Source organism: Saccharothrix espanaensis DSM 44229, assembly GCF_000328705.1.
GTDB classification, from domain to species: domain Bacteria; phylum Actinomycetota; class Actinomycetes; order Mycobacteriales; family Pseudonocardiaceae; genus Actinosynnema; species Actinosynnema espanaense.
On record NC_019673.1, the window covers coordinates 2916342 to 2937120 of the forward strand.

A 20779-nucleotide genomic window follows, 5' to 3' on the forward strand; every position below is an offset into this window, starting at 1 on the left:
TGAGCCCGCCCATGGGTCGCACCGGTCCCGGTCGGGTCACCCGGTGGCGAGCCGGCGCAGCCAGTCCTTCAGCAGCGCGGCTTCCGCCGGGCTCAACGGGTGCGACTGCCGGTTGAGCGTCATGTCCAGGGCCAGCGCGCGGGCCGAGAGCGAGGCGTCCAGCTCGGGCTGGTCGTCGGTGGTGATCGAGGCCAGCACGATCTCCCGGGTGTGCGCCGACAGGTCGGGGTCGCCGTCCCCGGACGGATCGGCGATCAGGCTCAGCGTCACGCCCGTGCCGGCCGCCTGGACGATGCTCGCCGCGGTCTCCGGCGGCACCCGCAGCCGGCCGGCCTCGGCCACCCGCTCCACGGTCGAGAGCAGGATCCGGTACGCCTCGGTTGCCGCGGCGGGCCGCCTGCCGGGCTGCGGAGTGCCGTACATCAGCACGTAGAAGGCCGGGTGGGTGAGCCCGAACTCGACGTGGCTGTCCCAGCCGCGCCGCAGGTCCCGCGCCGGGTCGCCGTCGCTCGGCGTGGCGAGCTTGGTCTCCAGGTACCGCTCGAACCCGTGCGCGGCCACCGCGTCGAGCAGCCCCTGCTTGTCCCCGAACAGCCGGTACAGCGCGGGTGCCTGCACCCCGGCCGCCGCCGCGACGGCCCGCGTCGACACCGCGTCGATCCCGCCCTCGGTCAGCAGCCCGGCCGCCGCCGCGATGATCCGCTCCCGGGGTGTGCCGGCCGCGCCCTCAGTCATGAGAACAACGTTAACACGATAGTGGGTAGCGCTGATACAGAACCACTGCTAACGTGAACTCGATACCACTGCTACCAACCCCAAGGAGTTCCGATGTCAACCCTTTCCGCAGTTCCCGCTGTCCCTACTCGCACCCTCGGCAAGACGGGCCCGCGGGTCTCCGCCCTCGGCCTGGGCCTGATGGGCATGTCCGACCTCTACGGCCCGGCCGACGAGGCGGAGAGCACCGCCACCATCCACGCCGCCCTGGACGCCGGCCTGACCCTGCTCGACACCGGCGACTTCTACGGCATGGGCCACAACGAACTGCTCCTGCGTGATGCCCTGCGCTCCTCGTCGCGCTACCGCGAGGAGGTCGTGATCAGCGTCAAGTTCGGCGCCCTGCGCGACCCGGACGGTGGCTGGTCGGGCTACGACAGCAGGCCCGAGGCGGTCAAGAACTTCGCCGCCTACAGCCTGCGCAGGCTCGGCACCGACCACATCGACATCTACCGCCCGGCCCGCCTCGACCCGGCAGTCCCGATCGAGGGCACCGTCGGGGCCATCGCGGAGCTGGTGGAAGCGGGCCACGTCCGCCACATAGGGCTGTCCGAGGTGGGAGCCGAGACCCTGCGCCGGGCGCACGCCGTGCACCCGATCTCCGACCTCCAGATCGAGTACAGCCTGCTCTCCCGGGGGATCGAGGCCGACATCCTCCCGACGGCCCGGGAGTTGGGCATCGGCATCACCGCCTACGGGGTCCTGGCGAGGGGCCTGCTCTCCGGCCACTGGACAGCGGACCGGGACCTGCCCGGCCAGGACTTCCGCACCATCAGCCCCAGGTTCCAAGGCGACAACCTGACCCGGAACCTGAAACTGGTCGAGGCCCTGCGAACAGTGGCGGAAGCCAAGGACGCCACCGTCGCCCAAGTAGCCATCGCCTGGGCCCTACACCAAGGCGACGACATCGTCCCCTTGGTAGGAGCCCGCACCAGGCCCCGCCTGGCCGAAGCCCAAGCAGCCACAACCCTGACCCTCACCCAAGCCGACCTGTCCGCCATCGAACAAGCCATCCCCGCAGGCGCCGCAGCAGGCTCCCGCTACGCAACCCCCTTGATGCGCGACCTGGACAGCGAACGCTGACCCACGCGCGCCGCCGGCTCCGCCGCCCGCCGGCCCTGCTGGCCCTGCCCCTGCCGCCCTCGCCGGGCCAGTCATCTAGGAGGCCAGCCCGCAGACCCGCCGACGACACGAAGCTACGACCCATGGCCACATCGGCTACGCCTTCGCCCGACCAGAACCGGCGCCAACCGAACTCCGAATGCGGCGGACCCGCCTCGCGCCGCCCGCGCCGGACACATCGGGCACCGTCAACCGCTATCGGGCACCGTTTCGAGGCCCGGCCAAGTCCTGTTCGATCGCGGTGCAGGCGGCCAACAGCGGGGGCAGCATCTCGTGGCGCAGCCGTTCCACCGTCGTGCGGCTGGCGTGGGTGGACACGTTCACCGCCGCCACCACCCGGCCCGCCCGGTCTCGTACCGGGGCGGCGATCGATCGGAGTCCTTCTTCCAGTTCCTGGTCGACCAACGCCCAGCCCTGGTCGCGGACCTGTGCCAGTTCGGTCCGCAGTCGGTCCGGCGAGGTGATGGTGTGCGACGTCAACGCTTCCAACCGCACGCCGCCCAGGTACGCCGTCAGCTCACCCACCGACAACCCGGCCAACAGAACGTGCCCCATGGACGTCGCGTACGCCGGGAACCGGGTGCCCACCGTGATCGACACCGCCATGATCCGCGACACCGCGAACCTGGCCACGTACACCACGTCCGTCCCGTCCAACACCGAGGCTGAAGTGGACTCCCGCACGTCCACCGACAACCGCTCCAGGTGGGGTTGCGCCACCTCCGGCAACGCCGCGCTCGACAAGAACGCGTACCCGAGTTCCAACACCCGCGCCGTCAACGAGAAGAGTTTGCCATCCGTACGCACATACCCGAGGTCCACCAACGTCAACAGGAAGCGCCGCGCCCCGGCCCGGGTCAGCCCGGTCCGCTTGGCGACGTCCGTCAGCGTCAAAGCGGGACTGTCTGCGGTGAACGCGCGGATCACCGCCAAGCCGCGTTCCAGCGACTGCACGTAATGCGCGCCGCGCTCCGGCGGTGCTTCCTGCTCCGTCATGGTGGCCATCACCCTATCCGCCGCACACCTCAACCCACCGCGCGACAATCCCTCGACGTGCGACAACTGCTCGACGTGCGTCGATCTCTCGACGTGCGACAACTGCTCGACGGGTTGTGGCGGCTCGTCGTGCGGTGGCTGGTCGTCGTGCGGTGGCGGCTCGTCGTGTGGTGGCGGCCGGTGGACGTGCCGTCCGCCGAACAGGTGCTGTCCGCCGGAGGTGCGCGAGCCGGCCGCCTTCCGACCGCTGCTACCCGACCACCGCCCAACCGTCCGTCGCTAGGCCTCCAGCACGACCGCCAAGCCCTGGCCCACGCCGATGCACAGCGCCGCCAAGCCCCACCCGCCGCCGCGTCGCCGCAACTCGTGTGCCAACTGGAGCACCACCCGCCCGCCGGACGCGCCCAGCGGGTGGCCGATGGCGATCGCGCCGCCGTTGACGTTGACGATCTCCGGGTCCAGTTCCGGCCAATCGGTCAGGCACGCCAGCGACTGGGCGGCGAAGGCCTCGTTCAGTTCCACCACCGCGAGGTCGCCCCACCCGATCCCGGCCCGCCGCAATGCGATCTCGGCGGCCTGCACCGGGCCGAGGCCGAACGCATGCGGGTCGACGCCGGCCGCGCCCCGGCCCGCGATCCGGGCCAAGGGCACCAGGCCCGCGCTGTCGGCCGCCTGCTTCGAGCCGAGCAAGAGCGCCGCCGCGCCGTCGTTGAGCGGGGAGGCGTTGCCCGCCGTGACCGTCCCCTGTGGACGGAACGCGGGCTTGAGGCCGGCCAGCTTCTCCAGGCTGGTGTCGGCGCGGATCCCTTCGTCCCGCGTCGCTGCCACACCGGGCGGGGGCACGACGTGGCCGTCGTAGAAGCCGTTGTCCCACGCCTTGGCGGCGAGCTGGTGGCTGCGCAGGGCGAACTCGTCCTGCCGCTCCCGCGTCACGCCGTACCGCTCGGCCAGTTGCTCGGTCGCCTCGCCGAGCGACACGGTCCACTCCGCCGGCAGGTCGGGGTTGGTCATCCGCCAGCCCAGCGTGGTCGAGTGCAGGGTCTCGTGGCCGACCGGGAAACCCTTGCCGGGCTTGAGCAGCACCCACGGCGCACGACTCATCGACTCGACGCCGCCCGCTACGACCAGCGACGCGTCGCCGACCGCGATGGTCCGCGACGCCTGCATGACGGCGTCCATCCCGGAGCCGCACAGGCGGTTGACCGTCGTCCCCGGCACGGACGTGGGCCAGCCGGCCAGCAGGGTCGCCATCCGGGCGACGTTGCGGTTGTCCTCGCCGACCTGGTTGGCGTCGCCGAACACGACCTCGTCCACGGTCGCCGGGTCGAGGTCGGTGCGGTCGCCGAGGGTTCGCAGGACGTGCGCGGCGAGATCGTCCGGGCGCACGCCGGACAGCGCCCCGCCGTAGCGGCCGAACGGGGTGCGCACGCCGTCGAGCACGAACACGTCGGTCACTTCGAGGCCTCCTTGAGCGCCCGCAGCGCGGCCAGCTCCTGGTCGGTGGGCGGGGGAGTGCGGTCCAGGTCCGGTGCCACCTTCAGGTCCCAGCCCGTGGCGGCGCGGACGTCGTCCACCGTCACGCCTTCGTGCACGGCGGTGAGCACCAGCTCGGCGGTCTCCGGGTCCGGGCGGAACACGCCGAGGTCGGTGATCACCAGGGTCGGGCCCGCTCCGCGCAGGCCCAGCCGCTCGCGGTCGCCCTTGCCCCGGCCGTGGCCGAACGAGGTGACGAAGTCGACCCGGTCCACGAACGACCGGCTGCTCTGCCGCACCACGACGTACACCTCGCGGCAGGACGCGGCGATCTCCGGCGCGCCGCCCGCGCCGGGCAGGCGCACCTTGGGGTGGTGGTAGTCACTGCCGATGACGGTGGTGTTGATGTTGCCGAACCGGTCCAACTGGGCCGCGCCGAGGAAACCGACGTCGATCCGGCCGGGCTGCAACCAGTAGTTGAACACTTCCGGGACGCTGATCACCGCGTCGGCGGTCTCGGCCAGCACGCCGTCGCCGATGGACGCGGGCAGCCGGTCCGGTTTGGACCCGAGCGTCCCGGACTCGTACACCAGCACCAGGTCCGGCGCGTGGGTGCGGCGGGCCAGGTTGGCGGCGGTGGACGGCAGGCCGATGCCGACGAACACCCGTTGCCGCCCGGAGAGCGCGCGGGCGGCGGCGACCGCCATCACCTCGTCCGACGTGGGGCCGGTGTCCGAGGCGGGTCCGGTGTCCTGTGCGGGGCTCATGCCGCTGCCTCCTTGACCTGCTCCAGCCACCGGCCGAACTCGTCGCGGTCCCGGCTGATCGGGTCCCACGCGGCGTAGTAGGCGTTGTCCCGCTCCGAGTAGCCCTGCGCGTACGAGGGGTGTGCGCCGCCGGGCACCTCGGCGACCCGGGTGACCGCCCACGACGGCAGCACGATCGCCCCCGGCACGGGGGACAGCTCGTCGACGATCTCCTCGACCGTCACCAGGCTGCGCCGCGCGGCCAGCACCGCTTCCTTCTGCACCCCGAGCAGTCCCCAGAGCTGCACGTTGCCGTTCCGGTCGGCGCGCTGGGCGTGCACGATCGCGACGTCCGGGTTCAGCGCGGGCACGGCGGTGAGTTCTTCGCCGGTGAACGGGCAGGTGATGGGCTTGATGGTGGTGGTCACCGACGGCAGATCGGTGCCGACGTACCCGCGCAGCACCGCGAACGGCAGGCCGGACGCGCCGGCGACGTACCGGTTGGCCATGCCCGCGTGGCTGTGCTCCTCGATCTCCAGCGGCACCGGCCACGAGTTCTGCACGGCGTCGCGGAACCGGTGCAGCGACCCCACCCCGGGGTTGCCGCCCCACGAGAACACCAGCTTGCGCGCGCAGCCCGCGCCGATGAGCTGGTCGTAGACGATGTCGGGCGTCATCCGCACCAGGGTCAGGTCGCGCCGCCCCTGTCGGATGATCTCCTGCCCGGCCGCCGTCGGGATCAGGTGGGTGAACCCTTCAAGGGCCACCACGTCCCCGTCGCCGACGAGGTCGCCGATCGCCTCCGCCAATGTTCCGATCTCCGCCACGGCACCCTCACGTGTTCGTATACCGAACAAAAGTTCTACATACGAACATACGAGGATGTGCGGGTCCGGTCAACCCCGAGGGGTGTCGCAAAGGCCTTCCAGCGGGCCCTACCGGTCAGTAGATTCACGTCGTGGACAAGCCCGACGCGAGTGGCAGCATCGATGTGGACGCCCCGGCCGACCTGGTGTACCGCCTGGTCAGCGACCTGCCGGGAATGGCGGACCTGGCTACCGAGTACTCGGGCGGCCGGTGGTTGAACGCCGACGGCCCACGGGTCGGTGCGCGTTTCCGGGGCACCAACAAGCGCGGGGTGCGCTTCTGGTCGACCGTCTCGACCGTGACGAACGCCGAGCCGGGCAAGTTCGCGTTCGAGGTCAGGTCGCTGGGGCTCGCGGTGTCGCGCTGGCAGTACGACATCGAGCCGAACGCGGAGGGCTGCCGGGTCACCGAAAGCACCTGGGACCGCCGCCCGGGGTGGTTCCGCCCGGTGACCGTCCTGGCCACGGGCGTCCGCGACCGCGTGCAGGAGAACCAACGCAACATCGAAGCCACGCTGGCCCGCCTCAAGCAAGCCGCCGAAGCGACCAAAGCCGCTGACGCCGCCGAGCGCCCCTGACGACCGGGCGTCCGTGGCGGCCGAGATGTCGGTGGTGGACCGAGCGGCCGACAGCCTGAGGGCCCTGGCTCGGCACCTCGGCCCCCGGGAACCGTCGGTCCCGGGAGCCTTCGACTTCGAAGCGCCTGCTCCGTGCTTGACGTTCCTTCGGCCCTGGCCCTGGCCCTGGCCGTGGCCGGGGGAGGGGTTACGAGTGCTTGAGGCGGCGCTTGAGTTCGGCGATCAGTTCCTCGTTGCTCACCTCGGCCGGGTTGGGGCGGGTGTGCCGCAGCTGCGCCTCCTCCGGGGTCAGCAGCTCGGCGGCGACCAGGACCTCCAGCGGGCTCACCTCGAACAGCTTCGCGATGGCGCGCGCCGTCTCGATGCTGATCGACTTGCCGCGCCGCCAGTCGGTGAACCGGCTGCGGTGCACGCCGGTGGCGCGTGCCAGGTCACCCGTGTTCAGGCCACGGTTCTCCAGGTTGGTCTCGATGTAGGTCCACAGGGGCGACGGCGTGATGTTCTGCTCTGAGCTCACGTCGGACATAGTAGTTGCGCGTACGCAACGCTCAACCGTTGCGTACGCACGTCCCCCGGTCCGGTGATCTCGTGACACGAACGGGGGTGCGAGACTGGGCGCGTGGTCGACGAACCCGAACCGACGTCCCGCAGCGCGTTCCCGTTGGCACCAACGCCGATCCACGTGTCGGACGACGTGCTGGCCGATTTGCGGACCCGACTCGAACTGACCCGCTGGCCCGATGACGCCGGCAACGAAGATTCACACTACGGGGTGAATCGCGGCTACCTGCGCGAGCTGGTCGACTACTGGCTCACCGAGTACGACTGGCGCGCGGCGGAGACCGCGATCAACGCCTACGAACACTACCGCGTGGCCGTGGACGGCGTGCCGGTGCACTTCATGCGCAAGCCCGGCGTCGGTCCCGCGCCCGTGCCACTGATCCTCACGCACGGCTGGCCGTGGACGTTCTGGCACTGGTCCAAGGTGGTGGACCCGCTCGCCGACCCCGGCGCGCACGGCGGCGACCCGGCCGAGGCGTTCGACGTGATCGTCCCGTCGTTCCCCGGGTTCGGGTTCTCCACACCGCTGCCGGACCACCCGGACCTGAACTTCTGGAAGGTCGCCGACGTGTGGCACCGGCTGATGACCGACACGCTCGGCCACGCCCGGTACGCCGCCGCCGGGTGTGATGTGGGCGCGCTGGTCACCGGCCAGCTCGGGCACAAGTACGCCGACTCGCTGTACGGCATCCACATCGGCTCGGGTTTGCTGCTGACCTTCTTCAACGGCGACCGGGGGTGGGACTTCACCGGTGGCCGACCCATCCCGGACGGGCTGGCCCCCGACGTCCGGGCGCGGCTGATCGAGCTGGAGCACCGGTTCGCCGGGCACCTGGCGGCGCACGTGCTCGCGCCCAGCACGCTCGCGTACGGGCTGTCCGACTCGCCGGCGGGCATGCTGGCGTGGATCCTCGAACGGTGGATCAAGTGGAGCGACTGCGGCGGTGACGTCGAGTCCGTGTTCTCGAAGGACGACCTGCTCACCCACGCGATGATCTTCTGGGTGAACAACGCGATCTCCACGTCGATCCGCACCTACGCCAACAACAACCGGTACCCGTGGCAGCCGTCGCACGACCGGGTGCCCGTGATCGAAGCGCCGACCGGGATCACGTTCGTGGGCTACGAGAACCCGCCCGGCGTCACCACCGACCAGCGGGTGCGGAGCTTCCTCGACAGCGAGCGGGCCGACTGGTATCACCACGTCAACCTGACCGTGCACGACCGCGGCGGCCACTTCATCCCGTGGGAGATCCCCGACCTGTGGGTGGACGACCTGCGCCGCACGTTCCGCGGCCGCCGCTGAACCGTGCGGGGCGGACGGTGTGCGCGTCAGGACTTCAGGAAGCGTTCGAGGGCGGTGAGCAGGCGTTCCACCTCGGCATCGGTCGAGTACGGCGCCAGGCCGACCCGTAGACCCCCGGCATCACCCAGGTCCAGCCAACGGGACGTTTCGACCGCGTAGAACGAGCCGGCCGGGGCGTTGACGTCCTGGTCGGCCAGGAAGCGGTAGGCGTCGGTCGGGTCGTGGTCGGTGAACGTCGCCAGCAGGGTCGGGGTCCGGGATTCGGCGCGCGACCACACCGTCACGCCGGGCAGGTCCCGCAGACCTGCCTCCACGGCCGCGCGCAGCCGGTCCTCGTGCGCTTCGACGGCCTCCCACGACGTGACGAGCCGCGTCCGGCGGTCGCCCGCACCGGGTGCGATACCGGCGATGAAGTCCACGGCGGCGGTGGTGCCCGCCAGCAGCTCGTAGGGCAGGGTGCCCAGTTCGAACCGCTCGGGCACCGCGTCGGAGGAGGGCAGCAGCTTGTCCGGGTCCAGCGTGGCCAGGAGGTCCGGGGCGGCCGCCAAGACGCCGCAGTGCGGGCCGAAGAACTTGTACGGGGAGCACACGAAGAAGTCCGCGCCGAACGCCGTCACGTCCACCGCGTTGTGCGCCGTGAGGTGCACGCCGTCCACGAAGAACAGCGCGCCGCGCTCGTGCACCAGTTCGGCGATGGCGGCCAGCGGCGGGCGGGTGCCGATCAGGTTGGACGCCCCCGTCACCGCGACCAGCCTGGTGCGCGGCGACAGCACGGCGGCCACGTCGTCGGGGGTCAGCTCGCCGGACGCCGGGTCGAACCCGATCCACCGCACCACCGCGCCCACCTGCGCCGCCACCTGCACCCACGGCCTGATGTTCGCGTCGTGGTCGAGCCTGCTCACCACGACCTCGTCGCCCGGCCGCCACGTCTTGGCCAGCGTGCGGGCGAACTCGTAGGTCAGCTGGGTGGCGCTGCGCCCGAACACGATCGCGGCCGGGTCCGCCGCCAGCAGGTCGGCCGCGGCCCGGCGCGCGGCGAGCACCACGTGGTCCGCGGCGCGCTCGGCCGCCGTGGTCCGGCCCCGGTTGGAGATCGAGGACACCATCACGTCGCGCACGGCGTCCGCGACCACCGAGGGCACCTGCGACCCTCCCGGACCGTCGAAGTGCGCGGTTCCGGTGGCCAGGGACGGGAAGTGGGCGCGGACCGCCTCGACGTCGTAGCTCATGTGCCCACTCTGGCAGTTCGCGCCGGCTCGCGGCACGGTGCGGTGGCGCGCAGAATCGGCCGTCATGGACAGGCACCGCGCGTGGAGCGACCTGGCCCGCCGGGCTCCGACCGCCGTGAACGGCTCGAAGCGGCGCTGGGCGCTGCTCATCGCGGTGAACTTCGTCGGCCCGCCGGCCTACTTGCGCCGGGCCGTCGCAGGTGACCCCGCCAGGAGGCCGGAGAGCGGCCGCCAGGCCGCCGGACCGGCGAAGTGTCCGGCGGCCGCGGCTGCGCGCCCGGGGCGCGGTACGTGGCGAGGACGCGCACCCGACGTGCACCGGGTGACGCGTCCAGCCGGCGACCGGCGGACGGCCTGGGGGAGCCGTCCACGGTCGCCCGGGGCGGGAGTGGCGTCCCGATCGCCACTCCGGGTCCGGGGCCTGCCCGGGGTCCGACCAGGTCGGAGTGGGCGGCTTCGGGGTCCACGGTGCCATCGGGGGCCGGGTGCGGCGCAGAGTCGGAAGTCCTCGGTGAACAGGGACCCCGGCACTGACCTCCGGCCCTGGGCGGTGCGGGCGGGAGCGGGCCAGGGTGGGGTGCGACACGAGGGAGGTCGACCGGATGGACACCTGGATCGCGCGGTCGGTGCGGCGGGCGCTGCCCGGGAACAACCCGCTGGCCCGGCCCGGTGACCGGGTCGAGGGGACGCTGCTGGTCGCGACCGCCGCGGTGGTGCTGCTCAGCCTGCCGGTCGCGGCGGCGATCGGGTCCGAGGTGCGCGTGACCAGCGGTGCGGGCACCGCCGTCCTGGTCGGGTTGGGGGTGTGGGCCGGCGCGAGCGGCGTGATGGTGCTGGCGTGCTTGCTGGTGCGCTCGACGCACAACCGGATCCGCGCCCGGCATTGGGAGCAGGACTGGAAGGCGTTCGAACCGGTCTGGCGCAAGTCGGCCTAGCCGGGCAACGGGCCCGCGCCGGTGACCTCCGGCCCGGGGGTGTCGGCGGGCCAGGTGTCGCACAGGTAGTGGCGCAGGAGCGCGGCGTGCGAGAGCGGGGTCGACAGGTCGGTCACGTCGCCGTTCGTCGTGTGGTCCAGCAGCACCACGTCGCCGCCGTTGGCTGGCTCGCGCAGCGCGGCGACCTCGTCGACCGCCCTGTTCTCCAGCACCCACCGGTAGACCGGCAGGTAGATGCGCCGCCGGGCGTCCTCGTAGGACAGCAGGTCCGCGCCGGCCCGGTGGCCGAGCACCTCGCCGAACCGGCGGACGGTCCGCTTGAGCCCGGTCATCCCGGTGACCCGGAGCTTGGCCAGGTCGACGTCGGCCTCCCGGAACACCTTGAGCGCCTGCCAGATGCCCTCCACGGACGCGCCCGTCAGGTGCGGGGTGAACGGCACCGGGATGCCGCCGTGCGGGTAGAACGGGCTCAGCCGCACCCACGGCTCCGGCCCGCGTGAGGTCACGTCGACCACCATCGCGCCGGGATGCGCCTTCTCGACCGACACCGCGCCGCGCCGTCGACTCACCACGTGCACCGCCACGTACCCACCCCCAGTTCGGCCGCCACGACCCCGTCACCGTAGCGACGGGGTACGACAACAGCGCCCGCGTGCGACGGCCGGTCGGAGGGCGGATCGGCCGTTGAGGTATACCCCTACCGGGCATAGGTGTGTGCGGGGTCTCAGGACGTTGACACGGGGATACCCCATGGGGGTATAAATGTGGTGGCTGAGAGGAGCGGGACATGCGGGGCTACAGCACCGGCAAGGACGACTACCTGGCGCGGCTGCGCCGGGTGGAGGGGCAGGTCCGGGGGTTGCAGCGGATGGTCGAGGGGGACAAGTACTGCATCGACGTGCTCACCCAGATCGCCGCCGCGACCAAGGCGCTGCAGGCGGTCTCGCTCGGCCTGCTCGACGAGCACCTCAAGCACTGCGTGGCCGACGCGCTGGCGCAGGGCGGCGACGGTGCCGACGAGAAGATCCGCGAGGCCGGCGAGGCGATCGCCCGCCTGGTCCGCTCCTGAACGGCTCCGGCACTCACGAGGAGGAACGTTTCCGATGGCAGAGACCACTTTCACCGTCACCGGCATGACCTGCGGGCACTGCGCGTCGTCGGTGACCGAGGAGGTCACCCGGATCGCCGGGGTCACCGACGTGGCCGTCGACGTCCCCACCGGCGCGGTCAAGGTCACCAGCGCCGAACCGGTCGCGCGGGCCGACGTGCGCGCCGCGGTCGAGGAAGCGGGCTACGCGCTCGCCGAATAGCAGGACCCACCGGAGCCCGCCCGCGCGGGGCGGGCTCCCCGGTTTCACCGAGGAACACCACCATGAGCACAACAGCGAAGCTCTCCGCCTACGGTGTGGCGCTCGTCCTGGTCGCGGGAGCGGCCTGGGCGGTCGGGAGCGCTGTCGGTCCCCTTCCCGCCGATTCCGCCGAGCGCGGTCACGGCGGCACGCACGGCGGCGAGGACGCCGGGCACGGGGACGACCACAGCGCCACCGTCGCGGGGGCCGAGCAGGACCAGCCCGCCGGGTTGGCGTCGTCCAGGGGCGGCTACACCCTCACGCCCACCGACCCGACGCCCGCCGCGGGATCACCCTTCACCTTCCGGATCTCCGACCGCGAGGGCCGTGCGGTCACCGCGTTCGAGGTCGAGCACGACAAGCGGCTGCACCTGATCGTGGTCCGCCGCGACACCGCCGGCTTCCGGCACGTGCACCCGGAGATGGCACCGGACGGCACCTGGTCGGTGCCGCTCGACCTGCCCGACGCGGGCACCTACCGGGTGTTCGCCGACTTCACCCCGACCGGCGGCCAGGCCCTCACGCTGGGCGCGGACGTGTCCGTGCCCGGTCTGTTCGAGCCGCGCGCGTACTCGCCGTCGCGGGTCGCCGAGGTCGACGGCTACCAGGTCCGGCTCGACGGCGACCTGGTGCCCGGCAAGGCGTCGCCGCTCAGGGTGACCGTCTCGCGGGACGGCGCACCGGTCACCGACCTCCAGCCCTACCTCGCGGCCTACGGCCACCTGGTGGCGTTGCGCCACAGCGACCTCGCCTACCTGCACGTGCACCCGGAAGGCGCGCCCGACGACGGGAAGACCGCGCCGGGACCGGAGATCTCGTTCGTCGCCGAGGTGCCGACCGCCGGGACCTACCGGCTGTTCCTGGACTTCCGGCACGCGGGCGCGGTGCGCACCGCCGAGTTCACCGTGGAGGCGGGTCATGGCCACTGACCTCGAACTGTCGATCACCGGCATGACCTGCGCCTCGTGCGCGGCCCGGATCGAGCGCAAGCTGAACAAGCTCGACGGCGTGACCGCGACGGTCAACTACGCCACCGAGAAGGCCAAGGTCACCTTCCCCGAGGGGCTCGACCCGGCGGCGCTGGTCGAGCAGGTCGAGGCCGCCGGGTACAGGGCGCGGCTGCCGCAGGCGGAGGCCGAGGCCGTGGCGGAGGAAGACCCGACGGCGGCGCTGCGGCAGCGGCTGGTCGTGTCGGCGGTGCTGTCGGTGCCGGTGATCGCGTTGGCGATGGTGCCCGCGCTCCAGTTCACCTACTGGCAGTGGATCTCGCTGGCGCTCGCGGCCCCGGTGCTGGTGTGGGGCGCGCTGCCGTTCCACCGGGCGGCGTGGACGAACCTGCGGCACGGCGCGGCCACCATGGACACGCTGATCTCGATGGGCACGCTCGCCGCGTTCGCCTGGTCGTTGTACGCGCTGCTGTTCGGCACGGCCGGCACCCCCGGCATGACCCACGCGTTCGAGCTGACCATCGCGCCGACCGACGGCGCGGGCTCGATCTACCTGGAGGTCGCCGCCGGCGTCACCACGTTCATCCTGGCGGGCCGGTACTTCGAGGCGCGGTCCAAGCGGCGGGCTGGCGCGGCGCTCACGGCGCTGCTGGAGCTGGGCGCGAAGGACGTGGCGGTGCTGCGGGACGGGCGCGAGACCCGGATCCCGGTCGCGGACCTCGCGGTGGGCGACCGGTTCGTGGTGCGGCCGGGGGAGAAGATCGCCACCGACGGCGTGGTGGAGGACGGCAGTTCGGCGGTCGACGCGAGCATGGTCACCGGCGAGTCGGTGCCGGTCGAGGTCGGCCCCGGTGACGCGGTGGTCGGCGCGACGGTCAACGCCGGCGGCCGGCTCGTGGTGCGGGCCACCAGGGTCGGCGGGGACACCCAGCTCGCGCGGATGGCGAAGCTCGTCGAGGACGCGCAGAACGGCAAGGCGCAGGCGCAGCGGCTGGCCGACCGGGTGTCGGCGGTGTTCGTGCCGATCGTGATCGCGCTGGCCGTCGGGACGCTCGCGTTCTGGCTGGGCAGCGGGCACGGGGTCGCGGCGGCGTTCACCGCCGGGGTCGCGGTGCTGATCATCGCCTGCCCGTGCGCCCTGGGCCTGGCCACGCCGACCGCGCTGCTGGTCGGCACGGGCCGGGGCGCGCAGCTGGGCATCCTGATCAAGGGGCCGGAGGTGCTGGAGTCGACCCGCCGGGTGGACACCGTGGTGCTGGACAAGACCGGCACCGTCACCACCGGTCGGATGAGCCTGGTCGAGGTGCACGCCCACGGTGCCGACGAGGACGTCCTGCGGCTCGCGGGTGCGCTGGAGAACGCCTCGGAGCACCCGATCGCCAAGGCGGTCGCGGCCGGCGCGCAGGCGCGGGTCGGCGAGCTGCCCGCCGTGGAGGAATTCCAGAACCTGGCCGGGCTGGGCGTCCAGGGCGTGGTCGACGGGCACGCGGTGATCGTCGGCCGGGAGCGCCTGCTCGCCGAGTGGAGCGTGCACCTGGACGAGGACCTGGCGCGGGCCAAGCGGGACGCCGAACGGCAGGGCCGCACGGCCGTGCTGGTGGCGTGGGACGGTGTGGCGCGGGCGGTCCTGGTGGTCGCCGACGCGGTGAAGCCCACGTCGGCCGAGGCGGTCCGCCGGCTGCGCGGCCTGGGCCTGACGCCCGTGCTGCTGACCGGCGACAACGAGGCCGCCGCGCGGGCGGTGGCCGCCGATGTGGGCATCGACGAGGTGTTCGCCGAGGTGCTGCCGCAGGACAAGGTGGACGTGGTGGCCCGGCTCCAGGCGGCGGGCAAGGTCGTCGCGATGGTCGGCGACGGGGTGAACGACGCTGCGGCGCTGGCCAAGGCCGACCTCGGGCTGGCCATGGGCACCGGGACCGACGCGGCGATCGAGGCGAGCGACCTGACGCTGGTCCGGGGCGACCTGATGGCCGCCGTGGACGCGATCCGGCTGTCGCGGCGGACGTTGGCCACGATCAAGGGCAACCTGTTCTGGGCGTTCGCCTACAACGTGGCGGCGCTGCCGCTGGCCGCGGCGGGGCTGCTCAACCCGATGATCGCGGGTGCGGCGATGGCGTTCTCGTCGGTGTTCGTGGTGTCGAACAGCCTGCGGTTGCGCGGGTTCCGCGGCACCGCGCCGACGGCCGCCCCGGTCGCCGGCGCGACCCGGCCGAAGGCGCCCGCCCCGGTCGGCTGACCACCCGCGACCCGATGGCCCGGAGCCGCCCGCTCCGGGCCATCACCCGTTGCGGCGGCCGAGGGCCTTGGCCTTGTCGTGGGCCCACCCCGCCAGCACCGCTCCCGCTGCGGTGGCGACCAGGTAGCCGGCCAGTTGCGCGCCGAACCCGCCGGGGACCCAGCCCAGCAGGCCGCTGTCGGCGTGGTCGAGGAGCAGCCGGACGGCCCCCTGCCCGCCGAGCACCAGCAGGATCGCGCCGGCGATCTGAAAGACGTCGTACTTCACGGTTCTCCCCCTCGCAGCCGTTCCAATGCATCTGCACTGTAATAGGATGGACGGGGCTGACGCAATGCGGTTGCATGGGAAAAAGGGGTGCGGGTGCCGAAGGTCGTGGACCACGAGGAACGCCGGGGACGGCTGGCCGAGGCGGTGTGGGCGCTCGCGGTCCGGGGTGGGCTGGAAGGTGTCACGCTGCGCGGGGTCGCGGCCGAGGCCGGCGTGTCGATGGGGCAGGTGCAGCACTACTTCCCGACGATGGAGGCGCTGGTCCGCGACGCGCTGGAGCGCGCCGTCCGCGAGCTGAACGCCCGGATCGAGCGGTCGATCCTCGCCATCGCCGACGCCGGGGCCGCCGTGGTGCTGCGGGAGTGCCTGCACGCGCTGATCCGCCCGGACGAGGAGAGCACCCGGCTGCTGCGCTTCTCGGTCGCCGTGCTCGGCCGGACCATCTCGGACCCGACCCTGGCCCGCGTGCTCGCGCCCGGCGACGACGAGCTGCTCTCGTTCACCGCCGGGCTCATCGCCACCGCCCGGCGCGGCACCGGCGACGACCGGCTCGACGCCGACATCTGCTGGTCGCTGGCGACGAGCCTGGGCGTGGACGTGGCGATCGGGCACCGCACGCCCGAGGACGCCCGCGCGGTGCTCGACTACCAGATCGACCGGGTGCTGCGGCCCTGACCGCTCAGCGCGCGAACAGGCTCCGCAGTGCCCGCACCACGTCGGCCGGCGCTTCTTCGGCCATGAAGTGCCCGCACGTCACGGTCTCGTGCACCAGGTCGTCGGCCCACGCACGCCACCGGCCCGCCGCGTCGAACCCCAGCGCCGCGCCCCAGTCCTGTTGCAGCACGGTCACCGGCATCCGCAGCCGGTTGCCCGCCCGGCGGTCCTCCTCGTCGTCCGCCACGTCCACCCCCGCCGACGCCCGGTAGTCCGCCACGATCGAGCCGATCGCCGCGCGGGACGCCGCCAGGTAGGTCTCGCGCACGTCGGCGAGCGCCTCGGGCCGGGTCGTCCACGCGTCGAGGAAGTGCCCGAAGAACGCGTCCGGAGCACCCGCGATGAGCTGTTCGGGCAGGTCCGGTGCCTGCGCCATGAGGTACAGGTGGAAACCGACGGCGGCCGAACGGCCCTGCATGACCTCCCACATGTCCAAGGTCGGCAGCACGTCGAGCGACGCCAGGTGGGTGACCGCGTCCGGGTGGTCCAGGCCGGTGCGGATGGCGACCAGCGCGCCCCGGTCGTGGCCCGCCAGCGCGAAGCGGTCGAAGCCGAACGCCTTCGCGACGGCCACCACGTCGGCGGCCATGGTGCGCTTGGCGTAGGTGCGGCCGGTGTCGGCCGGCTGGTCGCTGGCGCCGTAGCCGCGCAGGTCGGGGCAGATCACGGTGTGGTCTGCCGCCAGGTCGGCGGCGACGTGCCGCCACATCAGGTGGGTCTGCGGGAAGCCGTGCAGCAGCACGACGGGGCTCCCCGACCCGCCCACGGCCACGTTGAGGCGCACGCCGTCGGCGACGGTGACGTGCTGCTGGTCGAATCCTGCGATGGTCATCTGCGATTCCTCCCGGAGTGGTGCCACCAGGCTGTCCGGGCCCGATCAGCATCCGGTCAGCGTCCGGTTCACGCGGGGTTGACCAGCGAAGATGCCTGCCCCGGTTAGGCTGACCGGGTGATGGAGTTCGGGGTGCTCGGCCCGCTCACCGCGAGCGGACCCGGTGGTCCGGTCGACCTCAAGGGGCCCCGGCACCGGGCGGTGCTGGCCCGGCTGCTGGTCGCCAAGGGCCGGGTGGTGCCGGTCGCCCGGCTGGTCGACGACCTGTGGCCGGACCCGCCCGAGGGCGCGGTCGGCGCGGTGCAGAGCTTCGTGTTCACGCTGCGCCGCGCGCTGGAACCCGACCGGCCCGCCCGCAACCCGCCCCGGCTGCTGGTGACCGCCGCGCCCGGCTACGCGCTGGTCACCGACGAGGTCGACGCCGTGCGGTTCGAGGCCGCCGTGCACGAGTCGCGCGACCGGCTCGCCGCAGGCGACCCCCGGGCCGCGCTCGCGTCCGCCGAGGCGGGGCTCGCGCTGTGGCGGGGACCGGCCTACCCGGAGTTCGCCGACGAGCCGTGGGCGCGCGGCGAGGTGTCCCGGCTGGACGAGCTGCGCCTGCTGGCCGTGGAGCGGCGGGTCGAGGCGGTGCTGGCGCTGGGCCGGCCCGCCGAGGCGGTGGCCGAGCTGGAAGCGCACCTGGCCGGGCTGCCGTGGCGGGAGAACGCCTGGCGGCTGCTGGCGCTGGCGCTCTACCGGGCCGGGCGGCAGGCCGACGCGCTGGGCGCGCTGCGCCGGGCCCGGCGGTCGCTGGCCGACGAGCTGGGCGTGGACCCCGGTCCGGAGCTGCGCCGGCTGGAGACCGACATCCTCGACCACGCGCCGCACCTGGCCGCCGCGCCCGCGCCGGTCGTGCCCGCCGGCGGGACGGTCGCCGGCAGGGCGTTCGTCGGCAGGGACGCGGAGCTGGCCCGGCTGCTCGGCGCGGCCGCCGAGGCCGGCGCGCGGCGGCGGCTCGGGGTGGCGCTGGTCTCCGGCGACGCGGGCGCGGGCAAGACCGCGCTGGCCGGGGAGCTCGCCGCCCGGCTGGCCGGCTGGCGCACCGAGTGGAGCCGGCAGCACGAGCAGGGCGGCGGGCGGCTGCTGCCCGACGACGCCCGACCGGACCGGCGGCGCGCCCTGGTCGAGCACCTGTCCGCCGCGCCCGGCCCGCTGCTGCTCGTGGTGGACGACCTGCACTGGGCGGGGGAGGACGTGCTGGCGCTGCTGGCGGCGCTGGTCGCCGAGCCGGTCGACCTGCCGGTGCTGGTGGTCGGCACCTACCGGAGCACGGAGATCTCCGCCGCGCTGGGCGAGGCGCTCGCGCGGCTGGCCCGGGTCGAGCCGGTGCGGGTGTACCTGGGCGGCCTGCCCGAGCCGGACCTGGCGCGGCTGGTGCGCGCGACCGCCCACCGGGACGTGGACGACGCCACGGCCCGCGCCATCCACCGGCGCAGCGGCGGCAACCCGTTCTTCGCCCGCGAACTGGCCCGGCTGCTGGACGACGAAGGCGCGGAGGTGCTCTCCGCCGTCCCCGAGGGCGTGCGGGACGTCCTGCGCCGCCGCGTCGACGGGTTGCCACCCGCGCGGCGGCAGGTGCTGCGGCAGGCCGCGGTGATCGGCCGCGAGGTCGACCTGGACGTGCTGGTCGCGGTGGCGGGCGACGAGGACGTGGTGCTGGACGCGGTGGAATCCGCGCAGTTGCTGGGTTTCGTCACCGAACGCGGCCCGGACGCGGTGCGGTTCGCGCACGACCTGGTGCGTGACACGCTCTACGCCGACATCCCGTCGTCGCGGCGGTCGCGCTGGCACACCGCCGTCGCGCAGGCCGTCGAACGGGACCGGCCCGACGACGTCGAGACCGTGGCGCACCACTACGTCCGGGCCGAAAGCCGTGCCACGGCGGGGAAAGCGGCGCACTACGCCGGTGCGGCGGCCGAACGCGCCGAACGCCGGTTCGCCCCGCACGAGGCCGTCCGGTGGCGGCGCGACGCCGTCGCCGCCCACGACCGGGCCCACGACCGAGCCCACGATCGGGCCCCGGACGGCGAGCGGGTGCGGCTGGCGGCGGTGATGGGGTACGTGCGGGCGCTGGCCGTGACCGGGGAGCTGGCGTCGGCGCGGCGGTTGCGGGGCGAGGCGTTGAGCGCCGCCGAACGGGTCGGCGACCCGGAGCTGACCGCGGCCGTGCTCGGGTCGTTCGACGTGCCCGCGATCTGGACCGGCAACGACGACCAGGACCTGTCCGACCAGGTGGTCGCCGTCGCGGAGCGGACGCTGGCGGTGCTCCCGCCGGACCGGCCCGCCGAGCGGGCCCGGCTGCTCACCGCGATGGCGCTGGAGCTGCGCGGCACCGCCGAGGACCGGGGACGGGCGGCGGCCCGGGAAGCCGAGGCGATCGCCCGCCGGCTGGACGACCCGGCGCTGCTCGCCTACGCGCTCAACGGCCGGTTCATGCAGTCCTTCGAACGCGCGGGACTCGCGGCTGACCGCGTCCGGATCGGCCGGGACCTGCTCTCGGTGTCGACCCGGCACGGGCTCGTGGCGTTCGAGGTGCTGGCCCACCTCGTGCTGCTGCAAGCACAGTCGGCGCTGGCCGAGTTCGAGGCCGCCGACGACCACGCGGCGACCGTCGACCGGATCGCCGCACGCCACGAGCTGCCGCTGGTCGGCGTGTTCACCGGGTGGTACGCCGCGCTGCGGGCCTCGGTGTCGGGCCGGGACGCGCGGGCCGCCTACCGCACCGCCGCCGCCCGGTTGGGTGGCACCGGGATGGCCGGGCTGGAGGCCGGGATCCGCCCGTTCGCCCTGCTGTGCCACGGGATCCAGGCCGGCGGACCGGTCGCCGTGGACCTCGCCGAGGACTGGGGGCCGTACCGGCCGTGGGCGCTCGCGCTGCACGAACTCGACGCGGGCCGGCCGGCGCGGGCGCGCGCCGCCGTGCGGGAGTCGCCGCGCGACCTGCTCTACGAGGCGCGGACGTGGCTGACCGGGTTGGTCGCGCTCGGTCTCGACGACCGCGACCTGATGGGTGAGGTGTACGCGGCCCTGCGTCCGGCGGCCGGGGAGCTGGCCGGGGCGGGCAGCGGGCTGCTCGTGCTCGGGCCGGTGGCCGGGCTGCTCGGCCGGCTCGCCGGGGCGCTGGGCCGTCCGGGGGACGCCGAGGACCATTTCCGGCAGGCCCGCGACCTGGCCCGCAAAGCCGGTGCGGCGCACTGGGAAAACGAGCTCGGGGCCCGATCGCCGGGGCGGTCGCGGCGCTGATCGGCGATTCGCGCCGAATCGCGGAGGCGGTGGTGCGCCCCCGCGATTCGCTATTGCGCGCGAGGCGCGGTCAGACCTGGGTGTAGGTCAGGCAGTTGGCCGCGTGGTCGCCCGACCCGGGGCCGACCCGCACGTCGGACGCGGTGCACTCCAGGTTGGCGTTGTGCACGCAGTCCGTCCGCGAGCAGGCTCCCACCTGCGCTACGACCTTGTCCAAGCCGCCCTTGCGGGACAGCGGGACGAAGGTGCCGCAGTCGGCGGTGCCGTTGACGCCGTTGACCGTGATCGCGAACGCGTGGCAGCCGTCGTGGTTGTACGAACAGCCCGCGACGGTGCACGAGCTGACCGCGGGCATTTCGGTGGTGGTCATGGTTGCTCCTCATGCCGGTTCGGTGTTGTGGACATTGCCACCGGCATTACAAGGTCGCAACACGGGAATGATTAGGTAAGGCTAACCACGGTCTATTTTTGCTGTCCCGCACCTATTTCCAGGGGTTTCCGGGTGCCCCGGCCGGGAGTGCCCCGGCGCGACACACCACCGGGCGCTCGCCGATCAGGTGACGCTT

General features: G+C 73.3%; 21 protein-coding genes. 10 read left to right on the top strand and 11 right to left on the bottom strand.

The window, feature by feature from the left end; all coding sequences use genetic code 11:
* Positions 1–36: 36 nt before the first annotated feature.
* Positions 37–735 carry a TetR/AcrR family transcriptional regulator gene (locus BN6_RS13355; RefSeq protein ID WP_015100179.1) on the bottom strand — a complete coding sequence of 233 codons (699 nt, stop codon included), beginning with the start codon at positions 733–735 and terminating at the stop codon, positions 37–39.
* 93 nt (positions 736–828) lie between these two features.
* Here BN6_RS13355 and BN6_RS13360 point away from each other — a divergent pair, with 93 nt between their 5' ends.
* On the top strand, positions 829–1857 hold the full coding sequence (locus BN6_RS13360; RefSeq protein ID WP_015100180.1) for an aldo/keto reductase: 1029 nt from the start codon (positions 829–831) through the stop codon (positions 1855–1857).
* Positions 1858–2091: 234 nt separating this feature from the next.
* On the opposite strand, the gene BN6_RS13365 is transcribed toward BN6_RS13360, so the two are convergent.
* The 4 genes from BN6_RS13365 to BN6_RS13380 form a co-directional block, all read right to left on the bottom strand.
* A complete protein-coding gene (locus tag BN6_RS13365) occupies positions 2092–2892 on the bottom strand; it encodes an IclR family transcriptional regulator domain-containing protein (protein ID WP_015100181.1) in 801 nt (266 codons plus the stop codon).
* Between the two features lie 279 nt (positions 2893–3171).
* The gene (locus BN6_RS13370) at positions 3172–4347 is read right to left on the bottom strand and encodes a thiolase family protein (RefSeq protein WP_015100182.1); all 1176 of its coding nucleotides are present in this window, start codon (positions 4345–4347) and stop codon (positions 3172–3174) included.
* The gene (locus tag BN6_RS13375) at positions 4344–5132 is read right to left on the bottom strand and encodes a CoA-transferase subunit beta (RefSeq protein WP_015100183.1); all 789 of its coding nucleotides are present in this window, start codon (positions 5130–5132) and stop codon (positions 4344–4346) included. The genes BN6_RS13370 and BN6_RS13375 overlap by 4 nt, the downstream gene beginning before the upstream one ends.
* Complete coding sequence (locus tag BN6_RS13380; protein ID WP_015100184.1) at positions 5129–5938, bottom strand: CoA transferase subunit A; 810 nt, start codon at positions 5936–5938, stop codon at positions 5129–5131. The genes BN6_RS13375 and BN6_RS13380 overlap by 4 nt, the downstream gene beginning before the upstream one ends.
* 131 nt (positions 5939–6069) lie before the next feature.
* Between BN6_RS13380 and BN6_RS13385 the strand changes: the two genes are divergently transcribed.
* Entirely contained in the window at positions 6070–6555 is a 486-nt protein-coding gene (locus tag BN6_RS13385; protein WP_015100185.1) for an SRPBCC family protein, read from the top strand.
* Positions 6556–6742: 187 nt separating this feature from the next.
* Here BN6_RS13385 and BN6_RS13390 read toward each other — a convergent pair whose 3' ends face one another.
* Positions 6743–7081, bottom strand: a complete 339-nt coding sequence (locus tag BN6_RS13390; RefSeq protein WP_015100186.1) for a helix-turn-helix domain-containing protein — start codon at positions 7079–7081, stop codon at positions 6743–6745.
* Positions 7082–7174: 93 nt separating this feature from the next.
* On the opposite strand from BN6_RS13390, the gene BN6_RS13395 reads away from it, so the two are divergent.
* The gene (locus tag BN6_RS13395) at positions 7175–8422 is read left to right on the top strand and encodes an epoxide hydrolase family protein (RefSeq protein ID WP_015100187.1); all 1248 of its coding nucleotides are present in this window, start codon (positions 7175–7177) and stop codon (positions 8420–8422) included.
* 26 nt (positions 8423–8448) lie between these two features.
* On the opposite strand, the gene BN6_RS13400 is transcribed toward BN6_RS13395, so the two are convergent.
* A complete protein-coding gene (locus tag BN6_RS13400) occupies positions 8449–9651 on the bottom strand; it encodes a cysteine desulfurase-like protein (RefSeq protein ID WP_041316661.1) in 1203 nt (400 codons plus the stop codon).
* Positions 9652–10253: 602 nt separating this feature from the next.
* Here BN6_RS13400 and BN6_RS13405 point away from each other — a divergent pair.
* Entirely contained in the window at positions 10254–10586 is a 333-nt protein-coding gene (locus tag BN6_RS13405; protein WP_041312714.1) for a hypothetical protein, read from the top strand.
* Here the strand turns inward: BN6_RS13405 and BN6_RS13410 are convergent.
* On the bottom strand, positions 10583–11170 hold the full coding sequence (locus BN6_RS13410; RefSeq protein WP_015100190.1) for a DUF6939 family protein: 588 nt from the start codon (positions 11168–11170) through the stop codon (positions 10583–10585). The genes BN6_RS13405 and BN6_RS13410 overlap by 4 nt on opposite strands.
* A 203-nt stretch (positions 11171–11373) precedes the next feature.
* On the opposite strand from BN6_RS13410, the gene BN6_RS13415 reads away from it, so the two are divergent.
* From BN6_RS13415 to BN6_RS13430, 4 genes are all read left to right on the top strand, one after another.
* Positions 11374–11655, top strand: coding sequence for a metal-sensitive transcriptional regulator (locus tag BN6_RS13415; protein WP_015100191.1), 282 nt, complete (start codon positions 11374–11376; stop codon positions 11653–11655).
* A 34-nt stretch (positions 11656–11689) separates the two neighbouring features.
* Complete coding sequence (locus BN6_RS13420; protein WP_015100192.1) at positions 11690–11896, top strand: heavy-metal-associated domain-containing protein; 207 nt, start codon at positions 11690–11692, stop codon at positions 11894–11896.
* Between the two features lie 62 nt (positions 11897–11958).
* A complete protein-coding gene (locus BN6_RS13425; RefSeq protein ID WP_015100193.1) occupies positions 11959–12864 on the top strand; it encodes a hypothetical protein in 906 nt (301 codons plus the stop codon).
* Positions 12854–15118 carry a heavy metal translocating P-type ATPase gene (locus BN6_RS13430; protein ID WP_015100194.1) on the top strand — a complete coding sequence of 755 codons (2265 nt, stop codon included), beginning with the start codon at positions 12854–12856 and terminating at the stop codon, positions 15116–15118. The genes BN6_RS13425 and BN6_RS13430 overlap by 11 nt, the downstream gene beginning before the upstream one ends.
* 42 nt (positions 15119–15160) lie before the next feature.
* Here BN6_RS13430 and BN6_RS13435 read toward each other — a convergent pair whose 3' ends face one another.
* Positions 15161–15385: a hypothetical protein gene (locus BN6_RS13435; RefSeq protein ID WP_041312716.1), complete on the bottom strand. Its 225-nt coding sequence runs from the start codon at positions 15383–15385 to the stop codon at positions 15161–15163.
* 93 nt (positions 15386–15478) lie between these two features.
* Here BN6_RS13435 and BN6_RS13440 point away from each other — a divergent pair, with 93 nt between their 5' ends.
* Entirely contained in the window at positions 15479–16060 is a 582-nt protein-coding gene (locus tag BN6_RS13440) for a TetR/AcrR family transcriptional regulator (RefSeq protein WP_041316665.1), read from the top strand.
* Positions 16061–16064: 4 nt separating this feature from the next.
* On the opposite strand, the gene BN6_RS13445 is transcribed toward BN6_RS13440, so the two are convergent.
* On the bottom strand, positions 16065–16931 hold the full coding sequence (locus BN6_RS13445) for an alpha/beta fold hydrolase (protein ID WP_015100197.1): 867 nt from the start codon (positions 16929–16931) through the stop codon (positions 16065–16067).
* A gap of 120 nt (positions 16932–17051) precedes the next feature.
* Between BN6_RS13445 and BN6_RS13450 the strand changes: the two genes are divergently transcribed.
* On the top strand, positions 17052–20213 hold the full coding sequence (locus tag BN6_RS13450) for a BTAD domain-containing putative transcriptional regulator (protein ID WP_015100198.1): 3162 nt from the start codon (positions 17052–17054) through the stop codon (positions 20211–20213).
* Between the two features lie 70 nt (positions 20214–20283).
* On the opposite strand, the gene BN6_RS13455 is transcribed toward BN6_RS13450, so the two are convergent.
* Entirely contained in the window at positions 20284–20583 is a 300-nt protein-coding gene (locus BN6_RS13455; RefSeq protein ID WP_015100199.1) for a DUF1540 domain-containing protein, read from the bottom strand.
* Positions 20584–20779 lie beyond the last annotated feature (196 nt).

Bases quoted from the DNA above. Each gene is read 5' to 3' on its own strand.
- BN6_RS13360 (WP_015100180.1), top strand. From the start codon at position 829: ATGTCAACCCTTTCCGCAGTTCCCGCTGTCCCTACTCGCACCCTCGGC.
- BN6_RS13445 (WP_015100197.1), bottom strand. From the start codon at position 16,931: ATGACCATCGCAGGATTCGACCAGCAGCACGTCACCGTCGCCGACGGC.
- BN6_RS13425 (WP_015100193.1), top strand. From the start codon at position 11,959: ATGAGCACAACAGCGAAGCTCTCCGCCTACGGTGTGGCGCTCGTCCTG.
- BN6_RS13415 (WP_015100191.1), top strand. From the start codon at position 11,374: ATGCGGGGCTACAGCACCGGCAAGGACGACTACCTGGCGCGGCTGCGC.
- BN6_RS13405 (WP_041312714.1), top strand. From the start codon at position 10,254: ATGGACACCTGGATCGCGCGGTCGGTGCGGCGGGCGCTGCCCGGGAAC.
- BN6_RS13455 (WP_015100199.1), bottom strand. From the start codon at position 20,583: ATGACCACCACCGAAATGCCCGCGGTCAGCTCGTGCACCGTCGCGGGC.
- BN6_RS13420 (WP_015100192.1), top strand. From the start codon at position 11,690: ATGGCAGAGACCACTTTCACCGTCACCGGCATGACCTGCGGGCACTGC.
- BN6_RS13400 (WP_041316661.1), bottom strand. From the start codon at position 9,651: ATGAGCTACGACGTCGAGGCGGTCCGCGCCCACTTCCCGTCCCTGGCC.
- BN6_RS13430 (WP_015100194.1), top strand. From the start codon at position 12,854: ATGGCCACTGACCTCGAACTGTCGATCACCGGCATGACCTGCGCCTCG.
- BN6_RS13365 (WP_015100181.1), bottom strand. From the start codon at position 2,892: ATGACGGAGCAGGAAGCACCGCCGGAGCGCGGCGCGCATTACGTGCAG.
- BN6_RS13375 (WP_015100183.1), bottom strand. From the start codon at position 5,132: ATGAGCCCCGCACAGGACACCGGACCCGCCTCGGACACCGGCCCCACG.
- BN6_RS13390 (WP_015100186.1), bottom strand. From the start codon at position 7,081: ATGTCCGACGTGAGCTCAGAGCAGAACATCACGCCGTCGCCCCTGTGG.
- BN6_RS13355 (WP_015100179.1), bottom strand. From the start codon at position 735: ATGACTGAGGGCGCGGCCGGCACACCCCGGGAGCGGATCATCGCGGCG.
- BN6_RS13450 (WP_015100198.1), top strand. From the start codon at position 17,052: ATGGAGTTCGGGGTGCTCGGCCCGCTCACCGCGAGCGGACCCGGTGGT.